General features: G+C 44.2%; 11 protein-coding genes. 7 read left to right on the top strand and 4 right to left on the bottom strand.

Annotated elements, in window-relative coordinates:
- Positions 1-28: 28 nt before the first annotated feature.
- Positions 29-1,225, bottom strand: coding sequence for an acetate kinase (locus tag GKD17_RS18765; protein WP_007833042.1), 1,197 nt, complete (start codon positions 1,223-1,225; stop codon positions 29-31).
- Between the two features lie 22 nt (positions 1,226-1,247).
- On the bottom strand, positions 1,248-2,261 hold the full coding sequence (gene pta, locus GKD17_RS18760; RefSeq protein ID WP_007833044.1) for a phosphate acetyltransferase: 1,014 nt from the start codon (positions 2,259-2,261) through the stop codon (positions 1,248-1,250).
- A 202-nt stretch (positions 2,262-2,463) separates the two neighbouring features.
- Between pta and GKD17_RS18755 the strand changes: the two genes are divergently transcribed.
- The 4 genes from GKD17_RS18755 (at position 2,464) to GKD17_RS18740 (ending at position 5,613) form a co-directional block, all read left to right on the top strand.
- Positions 2,464-2,817 carry a CidA/LrgA family protein gene (locus GKD17_RS18755; protein ID WP_005840692.1) on the top strand — a complete coding sequence of 118 codons (354 nt, stop codon included), beginning with the start codon at positions 2,464-2,466 and terminating at the stop codon, positions 2,815-2,817.
- Positions 2,798-3,493, top strand: coding sequence for an LrgB family protein (locus tag GKD17_RS18750; protein ID WP_007833046.1), 696 nt, complete (start codon positions 2,798-2,800; stop codon positions 3,491-3,493). The genes GKD17_RS18755 and GKD17_RS18750 overlap by 20 nt, the downstream gene beginning before the upstream one ends.
- A gap of 223 nt (positions 3,494-3,716) precedes the next feature.
- Complete coding sequence (locus tag GKD17_RS18745; RefSeq protein WP_007833048.1) at positions 3,717-4,619, top strand: DUF2156 domain-containing protein; 903 nt, start codon at positions 3,717-3,719, stop codon at positions 4,617-4,619.
- Entirely contained in the window at positions 4,603-5,613 is a 1,011-nt protein-coding gene (locus GKD17_RS18740; RefSeq protein WP_007833050.1) for a GNAT family N-acetyltransferase, read from the top strand. The genes GKD17_RS18745 and GKD17_RS18740 overlap by 17 nt, the downstream gene beginning before the upstream one ends.
- Before the next feature lie 77 nt (positions 5,614-5,690).
- On the opposite strand, the gene cdaA is transcribed toward GKD17_RS18740, so the two are convergent.
- Both cdaA and folP read right to left on the bottom strand, forming a co-directional pair.
- Entirely contained in the window at positions 5,691-6,455 is a 765-nt protein-coding gene (cdaA, locus tag GKD17_RS18735; protein ID WP_005840698.1) for a diadenylate cyclase CdaA, read from the bottom strand.
- A gap of 31 nt (positions 6,456-6,486) precedes the next feature.
- Entirely contained in the window at positions 6,487-7,344 is an 858-nt protein-coding gene (folP, locus tag GKD17_RS18730; RefSeq protein ID WP_007833051.1) for a dihydropteroate synthase, read from the bottom strand.
- A gap of 118 nt (positions 7,345-7,462) precedes the next feature.
- Between folP and GKD17_RS18725 the strand changes: the two genes are divergently transcribed.
- From GKD17_RS18725 to GKD17_RS18715, 3 genes are all read left to right on the top strand, one after another.
- Complete coding sequence (locus tag GKD17_RS18725; protein ID WP_007833053.1) at positions 7,463-8,761, top strand: UDP-N-acetylmuramoyl-tripeptide--D-alanyl-D-alanine ligase; 1,299 nt, start codon at positions 7,463-7,465, stop codon at positions 8,759-8,761.
- Between the two features lie 463 nt (positions 8,762-9,224).
- Positions 9,225-10,499 carry an alpha-l-rhamnosidase gene (locus GKD17_RS18720; protein WP_032935730.1) on the top strand — a complete coding sequence of 425 codons (1,275 nt, stop codon included), beginning with the start codon at positions 9,225-9,227 and terminating at the stop codon, positions 10,497-10,499.
- Between the two features lie 91 nt (positions 10,500-10,590).
- Complete coding sequence (locus GKD17_RS18715; RefSeq protein WP_007840846.1) at positions 10,591-12,906, top strand: DUF2264 domain-containing protein; 2,316 nt, start codon at positions 10,591-10,593, stop codon at positions 12,904-12,906.
- Positions 12,907-12,951: the final 45 nt, after the last annotated feature.

The following is a 12,951-nucleotide window of genomic DNA, read 5'->3' as shown; positions in this document are numbered from 1 at the left end:
AATTTATATATTTAACCAAACAATAAAATTACTTATTCAGAATAGCCAGAGTATCGCTGGCAATCATCAGCTCTTCATCAGTTGGGATAACAGCTACTGTCACTTTGGAGTCATCGGCAGAAATAATAGCTTCTTCTCCACGAACCTTGTTCTTTTCAAGGTCAATCTTCACACCCATGAATTCCAAACCTTCACAAACTTCAGAACGGCAATTGGCTTGATTTTCACCTACACCACCAGTGAACAGGATGATGTCTACACCACCTAGAGCGGCAGCGTATGCACCAATATATTTCTTGATGCGGTAGAAATACATCTTTTCAGCCAAAATAGCTTTCGGATTTCCGGCAGCAACAGCGGCTTCCAGTTCGCGCATATCGCTGGATACTCCTGAAACGCCTAATACACCACTCTTCTTGTTTAGTAAGTTGGATATGCCGGTTGCATTTAATCCTTCTTTTTCCATGATGAAAGTAACGGCGCCTGCATCGATGTCACCACTACGAGTTCCCATTACAAGACCTTCCAATGGGGTCAGCCCCATACTGGTGTCTATACATTTACCATCTTTGATAGCTGAAATGGAACCACCGTTACCGATGTGGCAAGTGATAATTTTCTTTCCTTTCGGATCAACGCCAAGGAATTCGCATACACGTTGTGAAACATAGCGATGAGAAGTTCCATGGAAGCCATAACGGCGCACACCGTATTTTTCATACAGTTCGTATGGAATGGCATACATATATGCATAGTCGGGCATTGTTTGATGGAATGCCGTATCAAATACACCTACTTGGGGAACGTTGGGCAGAATGGCAGAAACAGCATTCACACCTTTCAGGTTAGCCGGGTTATGAAGCGGAGCTAAATCGTTGCAAGCGATAAAAGCATCCAGTACTTCTTTATTCAGCAATACAGATTCGCTGAAACGTTCTCCGCCATGTACCATACGGTGACCTACTGCGTTGATTTCATCCAATGACTTGATTGCGCCATATTCCGGGCTCACCAATGTATTCAGAATGAACTCGATACCTGCGGTATGTTCTGGGATGTCTTTTTCTAATATTTTCTTTTCACCGTTAGGCAAAGTCAGTTTCAGGAAAGAGCCTACCAAACCGATTTTTTCTATACCGCCCTGTGCCAGGACTTCTTTGGTAGTCATATCAAATAATTTATATTTAATAGAAGAACTACCGCAATTAAGCACTAATATTTTCATGATGTTGTTGTTTGGAGAATGATTATTTGTTTTCTTTAGCGGCAATAGCCTGATTGGCAGTAATGGCAATCATCTTATAAACATCGTCGATAGAGCAGCCGCGTGACAGGTCATTCACCGGACGAGCGATACCTTGCAGGATCGGGCCGATAGCGGTAGCGTGTCCCAGACGTTCTACTAATTTATAAGAAATATTACCTACTTCCAGACAAGGAACAACCAGTACGTTTGCCTTACCTGCGATTTCTGATCCCGGGGCTTTGCTTGCACCGATGTGCGGAACCAAAGCTGCATCAGCTTGCAGTTCACCGTCAATCTTCAAATCGGGAGCCATTTCCTTAGCGATTGCCAAAGCTTCCACCACTTTATCTACCACTTCATGTTTGGCAGAACCCTTGGTTGAGAAACTTAACATAGCTACGCGAGGATCAATTCCGGCAACAGCTTTGGCGGTCTGAGCGGTACAAACTGCAATTTGAGCCAGTTGGTTGGCATCCGGTACCGGGGTTACAGCAACGTCACCCATTACAATTACACCGTTATTTCCGTATTCGGGAGCATGAGTCAGCAACAGCATGGCACCGGATACGCAAGTGATACCCGGAGTAGTCTTGATAATCTGTAAAGCGGGACGAAGTACGTTACCTGTTGTGTTGCGTGCGCCGGCCAACTGTCCGTCGGCATCATCAGCCTTGATAATGAGACATCCTAGATACAGCGGATCGACAACCAGTTTACGGGCCTCTTCGATGGTCATACCTTTTTTCTTGCGGAGTTCACACAGCAATTGTGCATACTCTTCTTTCTTCGGGTGGTCTGTGGGATCAATAATAGTGGCTTTACCGATATTCCCTAACCCCCATTGTTTAGCCAGGCTCATGATTTCATCGGGGTTTCCCAATAAAATTAGGTCGGCAACACCGTCTGTCAATATTTGGTTGGCAGCTTTTAAAGTACGTTCTTCAGTTCCTTCCGGAAGAACAATGCGCTGTTTGTTTGCTTTCGCGCGCTCAACGATTTGAGAAATTAAATCCATGATAATATATTAATTATGTACGTTCTAAAGACGAGTGTTGTTTTTCACGATGCAAAATTAGCTAATTTTGCAATATCTACATTGCAAAATCAATATTATTTTTGGTTTAAAGTATGCTAAAAGTGTATGTTATTGAACACCAAACGGGATGTTTCCTTAACTTTGCGCAGTTTTCAATAAGTATTTAATAAATTTATAAGGTATGATTCGTCAGTGCGCCATATTATTTGGCTGTTTGGCTTTGGGTGAATTGATTGTTTTTTTGACGGGTATCAAGCTTCCGTCCAGCATTATAGGAATGCTGTTGCTCACCCTTTTTCTCAAATTGGGTTGGATAAAACTGCAATGGGTGCAGGGGCTGTCCGATTTCTTGGTTGCTAATCTGGGCTTTTTCTTCGTTCCGCCCGGTGTGGCACTGATGCTTTATTTTGATGTCATTGAAGCACAGTTTTGGCCGATAGTAATTGCGACAGTGGTCAGTACGGTTTTGGTACTGGTCGTAACAGGATGGGTTCACCAATTAGTTAGAAAATCAAATGGAATATTTAGAAAATAAGTTCTTTTTGCTGGCATTCACCTTCGGGGTGTTTTTTTTGTCACGTGTCTTGCAGAAAAAGACTGGATGGGTAGTGTTAAACCCGATTCTGCTTACCATTGCCGTGTTGATTCTGTTTTTGAAATTTACCGGCATCAGTTATGAAATATATAATGAAGGAGGTCACCTGATTGAATTTTGGTTGAAACCAGCGGTGGTAGCGTTGGGCGTGCCACTTTATTTGCAGTTGGAGATGATAAAGAAACAGTTGCTTCCTATTGTCATTTCACAGTTGGCAGGTTGTTTGGTGGGATTGGTGGCCGTGGTGGTCATTGCCAAATTGCTGGGAGCTACTCCGGAGATTATTTGTTCATTGGCTCCTAAATCTGTGACTACTCCTATTGCTATGGAAGTTTCGAAAGCCACGGGAGGAATTCCGTCTTTGACGGCCGCCGTTGTGGTGGTAGTCGGTCTGTTCGGAGCGGTGTTCGGTTTCAAGGTACTTCGGGTAGGTCATGTGGGGAGTCCTATTGCGCAAGGTCTTTCTATGGGTACGGCTACTCATGCGGTCGGTACTTCTACAGCAATGGAAATCAGTGGGAAATATGGAGCATACGCTAGTCTGGGATTGACTTTGAACGGAATTATGACAGCGATTTTCACACCGACAATTCTTAGATTATTAGGTGTGATTTAACAAAAAAGCTGTTATCTTTGTTATATATAGAAAATCATCACAGATTATAGAGGATTGATTTGATTTTCAATAGGTATGGTCATTGGGGTGAGCATTGCTTATAAAAAGTCTATCCGCATTTAGTAGTAACAGAGCATTCTTACAGCAGTCTGATAACTATTGTCACTTTGAATGAAATGAAGATTCTGTGATTTGTGGTGAGAAAACAAGCAACCCATATTTTATGATAGAATTTAAAGATATAACTTTAGCGGATAAAGACTTGATACAGTCCTTTACCTTAGGCAGTTTGCGTCGTAATTGCGACTTGTCGTTTGCCAATCTGTGTAGTTGGATTTTCCTGTACCAGACTAAATATGCCGTGATGGATAATTACCTGTTGCTGCGTTTCTATGCGGGAGAAGAATTGGCCTACATGATGCCCGTCGGAACTGGAGATGTGAAACCTGTTCTTGAAGCATTGATAAAGGATGCTGAAGAGATGGGGGCAAAATTGCGTATGCTGGGGGTATGCGTGGGGATGAAAGCGGATATAGAGGCGGTGATGCCCGGACGTTTCACTTTTACAGAAGACCGGGATTACTTTGATTATATCTACTTGCGTACTGACCTGGCAACCTTGAAAGGAAAGAAGTTTCAAGCCAAACGTAATCATATCAACAAGTTCAAGAAGCAGTATCCTGATTATGAATACAAACCGTTGACTCCAGATCTGGTTCCCGAATGTTTGAAGCTGGAAGAGGAATGGTGTCGTGCCAATAACTGCGAGGAACAATTGGCATTGGGGGCAGAACGTAAGTCCATGACATATGCCTTGAACCATATGGAGGCGTTGGGTTTGACGGGTGGCGTGCTTCATGTCAACGGGAAGATTGCCGCTTTTACATACGGTGCTCCCATCAATCATGAAACATGGGATACTTGTGTTGAAAAGGCGGATACGGGAATAGAAGGGTCGTATGCCATGATTAACTATGAATATGCAAATCATATCGACGAACAATATATATATGTAAACCGCGAGGAAGACCTTGGCCTGGAAGGTTTGCGCAAAGCAAAACTTTCTTATCAGCCCGTTATTTTACTCGAGAAATGTATAGCAGAGCTCAATGACCACAAAAGATGAAGTGAAAACATTATGGAAACTCTGCTTCAATGATAGCGATGAGTTTACCGACTTATATTTCAAGATGAGATATAAGGATGAAGTGAACAGGGTGATTCGTGAAGACGGAAAGATTATTTCCGCATTGCAGATGATACCTTATCCTATGACTTTTTGTGGTGAGGTGATTTCTACTTCGTATATATCGGGTGCTTGTACGCATCCGGATTACAGGAAGCATGGAGCCATGAAACGCCTACTGAAGGAAACGCATCGGTGTATGTATGAAGATGGAGTTTTGCTGGCTTCGTTGATTCCTGCAGAGGAATGGTTGTTCGGTTATTATGCCAGGTCGGGATATGCTCCAGTTTTTGGGTATGCGGTTGAGCAGGTAAGGGTAGACAGATTACGCCCTGTGCCCAGTTGCCGGATAGAGGTATGCGAATTTCCCGGTGTGGAACATTATCATTATTTTGATTCCCGTATGCATGGGCGCAGGAGTTGCATTCAGCATCCTAAAGAGGATTTTCTAGTTATAATGGCCGATTTAAGACTGGGTAATGGCAAATTGCTGGTTGCCCGGGAAGCGGATAAAATAGTGGGGATGGCATTTACGGTAATGGGGGATGATACATTATATATAAAGGAATTGCTGGCAGATACGGATGCGGTGCAGGATACTTTATTGTATGAAGCGGCCCATATATATAAGGTACAGCGTATGGATTATTTTATTCCATCGTCTGCCGATACTTTGTTTTTGGGGATGGCAAGAGTTATCCGTGCAGAGGAGTTGTTGAAGGTTTTCGCCCATAAGTATCCGGCATCCGAACTTTATATACATATTGAGGGGGATGAAGTTATTCAGGAGAATAACGGCTATTATACGGTACGGGGTGGTATCTGCTTTCGTGAGAGAATACCGGAAAAAAAATATCACACTTATACGTTGGATGGTTTTACCCGGTTGTTACTGGAAGCGGAGCATCCTTATATGAGTTTGATGCTGAATTGATTTTCATTACTGGTTGCATAGGTTGAATTTCTATGTTTAAGATTGATAATCTGTGGAGTAAAAATCCGGATAGGTTATTAGTCTTCTTTTGTCAGAATACGTTCCAGCTCTTCTGCAGTCAGTCTGAGATGGAATTGTCCTTTATAAGCCACGGATATGCCACCTGTTTCTTCTGAAACGATAATGGCCAATGCATCTGTTTCCTGCGATACGCCCATGGCAGCCCGATGCCTTAATCCCAATTCTTTAGGGATATTCAAGTCGTGAGATACCGGGAGAATACAACCGGCTGCTTCTATCCGTTTATGGCGGATAATCATGGCTCCGTCATGTAATGGACTGTTTTTGAAGAAAATATTTTCTATCAGTCGTTGGTTCACATTGGCGTTGATAATTTCTCCTGTACGGATGATGTCATTCAGAGGTACACTTTTTTCGATGACAATCAGTGCCCCCACCTTCCCTTTGCTCATGCTCATACAGGCAAGTACAATCGGCATAATATCCGCTTTTTCCGTCTTTTCCTGCTTGTTTCCCGTCAGGAAGCGGAAAAAACGTCCCAACTGTTTATGCGAGCCCAGTGTGACAAGGAACCGGCGTATATCATCCTGAAAAAGAATAATCAGGGCTAGGACACCTACACTGACCAATTTATCGAAGATAGACCCTAGCAGTTTCATTTCCAAAACCTGAGATACAATCAGCCAGATACCTATAAATACTAGGATACCGATGAAGATATTGATAGAACCCGAATCTTTCATCAGACGGTAAGTCTGATAAAGCAGATAGGCTACCAGCAGGATATCGATGAGGTCTTTTATACTAAAATCAATAAACATCTTTCTAGAATTAAAAATTGAAAATTAAGAATTAAAAGGCAGCGGAGTCTTTCATCTTCTGTACTATCTTCACGGTTTCTACAGCAGCTTTTACATCGTGCACTCTGAGAATATCCGCTCCTTTTAGTAGGGAAATGGTATCCAGCACTGTTGTTCCGTTCAAGGCATCATCAGGGGTTCCGCCTAGCAGCTTGTAAATCATTGATTTACGTGATATACCGACCAGTAACGGTAGTTCGAACAGGCTGAATTCTTCCAAATGATTCATCAACTGGTAATTATGTTCCACTGTTTTTCCGAAACCGAAACCAGGGTCCAGAATAATATCTTTTACTCCTAAGTCGCGTAATTTCTGTACTTTTTCCGAGAAATAGAGAAAGACTTCTTTCAACAGATTGTCATAATGCGGATTCATTTGCATATTTTGCGGCGTGCCTTGCATATGCATAATAATATAAGGTACTCCCAGCCTGGCAATCATGTTGAACATCTGCGGGTCCATTTCTCCGGCGGCAATGTCATTGATGATTGCCACTCCGTACTCCTCTACACACATCTGGGCTACATCCGCACGGAAAGTGTCCACGGACACCACACAACCGGGATGATAGCGATTGATGATTTCCAGTCCGGTACGCAGACGGCGCATCTCTTCCTCGGGGCTGATGTGCTCGGCATTGGAACGTGAGGAATAGGCACCTATATCAATGATGGAAGCTCCTTCTTCTATTATTTGGGAGGTACGGTTGATAATATCTTTTTCCGTTTGCTGCCGGCTGCCGGCATAGAAAGAATCGGGTGTCACATTCAGGATTCCCATTACTTGCGGATGGGAGAGATCCATCAGTTTCCCATTAACATTAATATATTTGACGGTTTTGGTTTCCATTGTTTACGGCTTGTCATTTAGGTCGTACAAAAGTACGCACAATTCTTGAGTTTTTGTTATTTCATGAACTATTTTTCAGTTATCTTTGTTGCAACTTAATTTAAAAGCAAAGCGAAAGATGGATATTTCAGCTTTATATAAGTGTTTTACGGAATGCGGCAAGGTAACTACCGACAGCCGTAACTGCCCCGAGGGTTCTATGTTCATAGCTCTGAAAGGGGAAACATTCAATGGAAATGCATACGCGCTTCAGGCGCTGGAAAAGGGTTGCCAGTATGCCGTAGTAGATGAAAAAGAATATGCCGCCGATGGGCATCCGCGTATCTTGTTAGTAGACGATTGCTTGAAAGCATTGCAGGAACTGGCTAATTATCACCGGCATAAAATGGGTACCCGAATCATCGGCATCACGGGAACCAATGGGAAGACTACTACCAAGGAATTGATAGCCTCAGTGCTGCAAAAAAGATATGAAGTGCTTTATACACAAGGTAACTTGAATAACCATATCGGTGTTCCTCTGACTTTGCTGAGGCTGACTCCCGAGCATGAACTGGCTGTCATCGAGATGGGAGCGAACCATCCGGGTGAAATCAAGGCACTGACCTGTATTGTAGAACCAGATTACGGTATGATCACTAATGTGGGTAAGGCGCATTTGGAAGGCTTCGGGTCTTTTGAAGGGGTCATCAAGACTAAAGGTGAGTTGTATGAGCATCTGCGTTACAATGGCAAGCATATTATTTTCATAGACAAGGACAATGAGTATCTCACAGCTATCTCTCAGGGCCTTACCCGTATTTGTTATGGTATGGAAGGAGGAGAGGGACTTTATATCAGCGGCAAGCTGGGCGCTTGTGCTCCGTTTCTTTCGTTTGAGTGGGAACACGAGGGACAGAAGTTCGAAGTGAATACCCACCTTATCGGCAGTTATAACATGAAGAATGCATTGGCCGCCATTACGGTGGGCCGGTTCTTCAGTGTACCGTCCCGGCAGATTTGTGAGGCACTGGAGGCGTATGTTCCTCATAATAACCGCTCGCAATTGACAGAAACCACGGATAATAAACTGATAGTTGATGCATACAATGCGAATCCTACCAGTATGATGGCGGCTTTGGAGAATTTCCGGTTGATGAATGTCGCTCATAAAATGGTTATTCTGGGTGATATGAAAGAACTGGGAGAAACCAGTCATGAGGAACATCAGAAGATTGCGGATTATCTGGATGAATGTAAATTTGACCGGGTACTTCTGGCAGGAGAGGAGTTTGGCAAAGTGATTCCGTCCTTTGAACATTTTCAAGATGTGGTTGCATTGAAAGAGTCGTTGGAAAGATATAAGCCGAAAGGATATTATATTCTGATTAAAGGTTCCAACAGTATGAAGTTGGGCCAGCTTCAGGAAATATTATAGTTAACCGGTTGGCAGTTTCATTCACAGTAGGAGGATGAATGTGTCAAAAGTCCAAAGTAACTATTAAATGTGCTGTTTGCACCTGTATAGGTATATTGTCCCACCTGGGTGGAACTGCCATTTCACAAAGGTGGAACTACGCTCTCACCTAGGTGAAATGCCCATTCCACCCAGGTGGGATTTCTATATATACTGTATGGAAACATGAATGGTAAAGATCCTTTTGGAAATGATCCTTCACATAGTCTGCCTCTATGGTAAATGTAATTTGGGGCGTGATGGCGTGTAGTGCAACCTGCCTTGCCTTTTCATAGAATCTTTCTTCTTTATTATTTCTCTGAATTTTTCTTTAAAATAGATATAATAATCGGTTTTGACCGTTTTCTGACTCCTTCCTGCCGAATTATTATCCCGTGTTATTACAGAAATCAGTTACTTTTGCAATGTTATCAATAGAATTGCTATGAGGAACTTATTTCTACTAATCGCATTATGCTGTGTGGCTTTTTCTGTTCGTGCCCAACGTCTGGTTGAAGTGGGGAAAGGCTTTAGCAGTACTTCGGTAAATACTACTGTATTCCGTAATAACTCCATTGTGACGCATGGAAACACACAATACATTTCTTATTATGACGCTGAAGGATGGCTGATGTTAGGCAAACGCCGTCTGGGCACTGGGGAATGGATTTTGCACCGTACCCAATACAAAGGACATGTAAAAGATGCACATAACATTATCAGTATGATGGTGGACGGCGACGGCTATCTTCATCTTTCTTTTGACCACCACGGACATAAACTGAACTATTGCCGCAGCATTGCCCCCGATACACTTGTTTTGGGAGATAAAGAGCCGATGATAGGCAACGAAGAAGAGGATGTGACCTATCCTGAATTTCATTTGTTGGCTGATGGCGGTTTGCTTTTTGTATATCGCTCGGGCGCTTCCGGAAGAGGAAATATGGTAATGAACCGATATGATGTGAAATCCCGTAAGTGGGAGCGTGTGCAGGATGTCCTTGTAGATGGAGAAAACGAGCGGAATGCCTATTGGCAGTTGTATGTGGACCAATCAGGAACCATCCATCTTTCCTGGGTGTGGCGTGAAACCTGGCATGTGGAAACCAACCATGATTTATGCTACGCCCGTTCTTTTGACGGAGGTAAAACCTGGTATAAGACCAACGGACAGAAATATGAGCTTCCTATCCGCCTGGGCAATGCCGAATATGCCTGCCGTATTCCTCAGAATGCCGAACTGATAAACCAGACCAGTATGAGTACGGATGCCGGAGGTCATCCGTACATCGCTACCTACTGGCGCAATCCCGATAGTGATGTTCCCCAATACCGCATCGTTTGGCACGATGGTGTGAACTGGCACAACCGACAGGTTTCCGAACGCAAGACCCCTTTCTCGCTCAAAGGGGGAGGAACCAAGATGATTCCCATGTCCCGTCCCCGGATGGTGGTGGACAATGGAGAAGTGTACTATCTGTTCCGTGACCAGGAACGTGGAAGCAAAGTTTCCATATACTATACCAAAGACGTACAGTTTGGTGAATGGCGCGTGAAAGACCTGACGGATTTTGCCGTAAATGCGTGGGAACCCAGTCATGACACGGAGTTATGGAAAATGAAGAAGCAACTTCATATTTATGTACAGGATACCCGACAGGGAGATGGCGAGAAGCAGGTGGAAACAGAACCGCAAATGGTTTATGTGTTGGAATTGTAAATAATGTGCTGATTTGCCAATGGCCATGCGGCATATAGCGCAAGCACATTAGTACATTAGTAAATTGGCAAATTGATAAATTATTAATATGATGAACAAATTATTGAAACAAACCCTTGTTTGTGCAGGTACCTTGCTGCTTTCCATGCAGGTTGTCGCCAAACCTTCTTCCGAAGCCAAGGAAGTACGGGGGATTATAGACAAGGTAAACACTTATTGGCAAACGCATAACAAGCCCGAAGTCCGTTCGTTTTGGGACAATGCCGCTTACCACACCGGAAACATGGAGGCATACTTTCTGACCGGTAATGAAAACTACCGTGCATATTCTGAAACCTGGGCTATACACAATGAATGGAAGGGAGCCAAGGAAAAGGATAAGTCTAAATGGAAATACTCTTACGGTGAGAGTGATGAATATGTATTGTTCGGAGATTATCAGGTTTGTTTTCAGACGTATATCGACCTTTATACTATTCTTCCGGACAACTATAAGATAGCCCGTGCCCGCGAAGTGATGGAGTATGAGATGAGTACACCCAATCATGATTACTGGTGGTGGAGCGACGGTCTGTATATGGTAATGCCTGTCATGACCAAACTGTATAAGGTGACGGGCAATCATCTCTATTTGGATAAATTGTATGAATATATTGTATATTCGGATAGTATCATGCTCGACCGGGAAACCGGCCTGTATTATCGGGATGCCAAATATGTTTATCCTAAACACAAGACTTCCAGCGGAAAGAAGGACTTTTGGGCACGTGGTGACGGATGGGTGCTTGCCGGACTGGCGAAGGTGCTGAAAGATCTTCCCGCTGATTACGAGCATCGTTCTTTTTTCGTAAACAAGTATGTGAAACTGGCCGAAGCAGTCGCAGCTATCCAGCAACCGGAAGGCTATTGGACCCGTAGCATGATGGATCCCACTCATGCTCCCGGACCGGAAACCAGCGGAACGGCTTTCTTTACTTACGGCTTCCTTTGGGGAATCAATAATGGCTATCTGGATGAGGCAGTGTATAAACCGGTGATAAATAAAGCATGGAACTATTTGGCAAAGACTGCTTTGCAGAAGAATGGCAAGATTGGTTACGTACAGCCGATTGGTGAGAAGGCCATTCCGGGACAAGTAGTCGATGCTGATTCTGAAGCTAATTTCGGGGTAGGCGCTTTTCTGTTGGCTGCTTGTGAATATGTTCGTTATCTGGAAGCTCCTGAAAATCAGGATCGTGCCTACTGGTGCAATCTGCTTTATAAGATGGCAGCTCCCGTACTGAGCAATATGGCGGAAGGTAATCTGAAAAAGAATATGCTGGTAGAGGTGAGTCCTAATTGGGATGGACGTAACAAAGGAGTGACTTATATGGAAACCTTCGGACGCCTTATGGCAGGTGTCGCTCCCTGGCTGACACTTCCCGATGATGATACGGAGGAAGGCCGGATGCGCAAGCAACTTCGTGAATGGGCTTTGAAAAGCTATGCCAATGCAGTAGACCCTGCCAATCCCGACTATCTGTTGTGGAGAGGACACGGCCAAGCTTTGGTAGATGCGGCATACGTGGCCGAAAGCTTTCTGCGTGCTTACGACCAACTCTGGATGCCTTTGGATGATACTACCAAGAAACGTTATTTTGAAGAATTTACCCAATTGCGCCGGGTAGATCCGCCTTACACCAACTGGTTGCTGTTTTCTTCTACCATCGAGAGTTTCCTGGCAAAGGCAGGGACGGAATGTGACGAATACCGTATCAATTCGGCTATCCGCAAGGTGGAGGAATGGTACACGGGAGATGGCTGGTATGCGGACGGCCCTTCTTTCGCTTTCGACTATTATAGCAGTTATGTCTTCCATCCCATGTATCTGGAAACGTTGCAGGGCATGAAGGATGCAGGGAAATACACTCGTATTCATTATAAAAAATATTATGACCGCGCCTTGAAACGTGCTAGGAAATTCAGCCTTGTACTGGAACGCTTGATTTCTCCTGAGGGTACTTTCCCGGTATTCGGCCGTTCCATTCCTTACCGTTTGGCCACTATGCAACCCTTGGCGCTGATGGCTTGGTATCAGCAGTTGCCCGAAGGGGTGAGCAACGGACAGGCGCGTGCCGCACTGACTTCTGTGATGCACCGGATGTATGACAACACCGAGAACTTCAATGAGGCGGGCTTCCTGACCATAGGTTTTGCAGGCCGTCAGCCCAATGTGGCGGATTGGTACACCAATAACGGCAGTCTTTATATGACATCACTGGCATTCCTTCCGCTGGGGCTTCCTGCCGCACATCCGTTCTGGACAGATGCCGCACAACCTTGCACACAAGCCAAGGCATGGGGCGGACAGCCTTTCCCGAAAGACCATCACTGGAGTGATGATATACGCACTTGGGATTTATTCTGATTGTTTTCAGATGCGAATGACGCAGAGGTGATACGAAGTTGTTTT

The organism is Phocaeicola dorei, assembly GCF_013009555.1.
Lineage (GTDB): Bacteria > Bacteroidota > Bacteroidia > Bacteroidales > Bacteroidaceae > Phocaeicola > Phocaeicola dorei.
The sequence above is the reverse complement of the archived record's forward strand: the minus strand, read 5'-3'. Positions and strand labels throughout refer to the sequence as shown.

What these genes read in the sequence shown, in the direction of transcription:
- GKD17_RS18765 (WP_007833042.1), bottom strand. Translation starts at nt 1,225, where the DNA reads ATGAAAATATTAGTGCTTAATTGCGGTAGTTCTTCTATTAAATATAAA.
- pta (WP_007833044.1), bottom strand. Translation starts at nt 2,261, where the DNA reads ATGGATTTAATTTCTCAAATCGTTGAGCGCGCGAAAGCAAACAAACAG.
- GKD17_RS18755 (WP_005840692.1), top strand. Translation starts at nt 2,464, where the DNA reads ATGATTCGTCAGTGCGCCATATTATTTGGCTGTTTGGCTTTGGGTGAA.
- GKD17_RS18750 (WP_007833046.1), top strand. Translation starts at nt 2,798, where the DNA reads ATGGAATATTTAGAAAATAAGTTCTTTTTGCTGGCATTCACCTTCGGG.
- GKD17_RS18745 (WP_007833048.1), top strand. Translation starts at nt 3,717, where the DNA reads ATGATAGAATTTAAAGATATAACTTTAGCGGATAAAGACTTGATACAG.
- GKD17_RS18740 (WP_007833050.1), top strand. Translation starts at nt 4,603, where the DNA reads ATGACCACAAAAGATGAAGTGAAAACATTATGGAAACTCTGCTTCAAT.
- cdaA (WP_005840698.1), bottom strand. Translation starts at nt 6,455, where the DNA reads ATGTTTATTGATTTTAGTATAAAAGACCTCATCGATATCCTGCTGGTA.
- folP (WP_007833051.1), bottom strand. Translation starts at nt 7,344, where the DNA reads ATGGAAACCAAAACCGTCAAATATATTAATGTTAATGGGAAACTGATG.
- GKD17_RS18725 (WP_007833053.1), top strand. Translation starts at nt 7,463, where the DNA reads ATGGATATTTCAGCTTTATATAAGTGTTTTACGGAATGCGGCAAGGTA.
- GKD17_RS18720 (WP_032935730.1), top strand. Translation starts at nt 9,225, where the DNA reads ATGAGGAACTTATTTCTACTAATCGCATTATGCTGTGTGGCTTTTTCT.
- GKD17_RS18715 (WP_007840846.1), top strand. Translation starts at nt 10,591, where the DNA reads ATGAACAAATTATTGAAACAAACCCTTGTTTGTGCAGGTACCTTGCTG.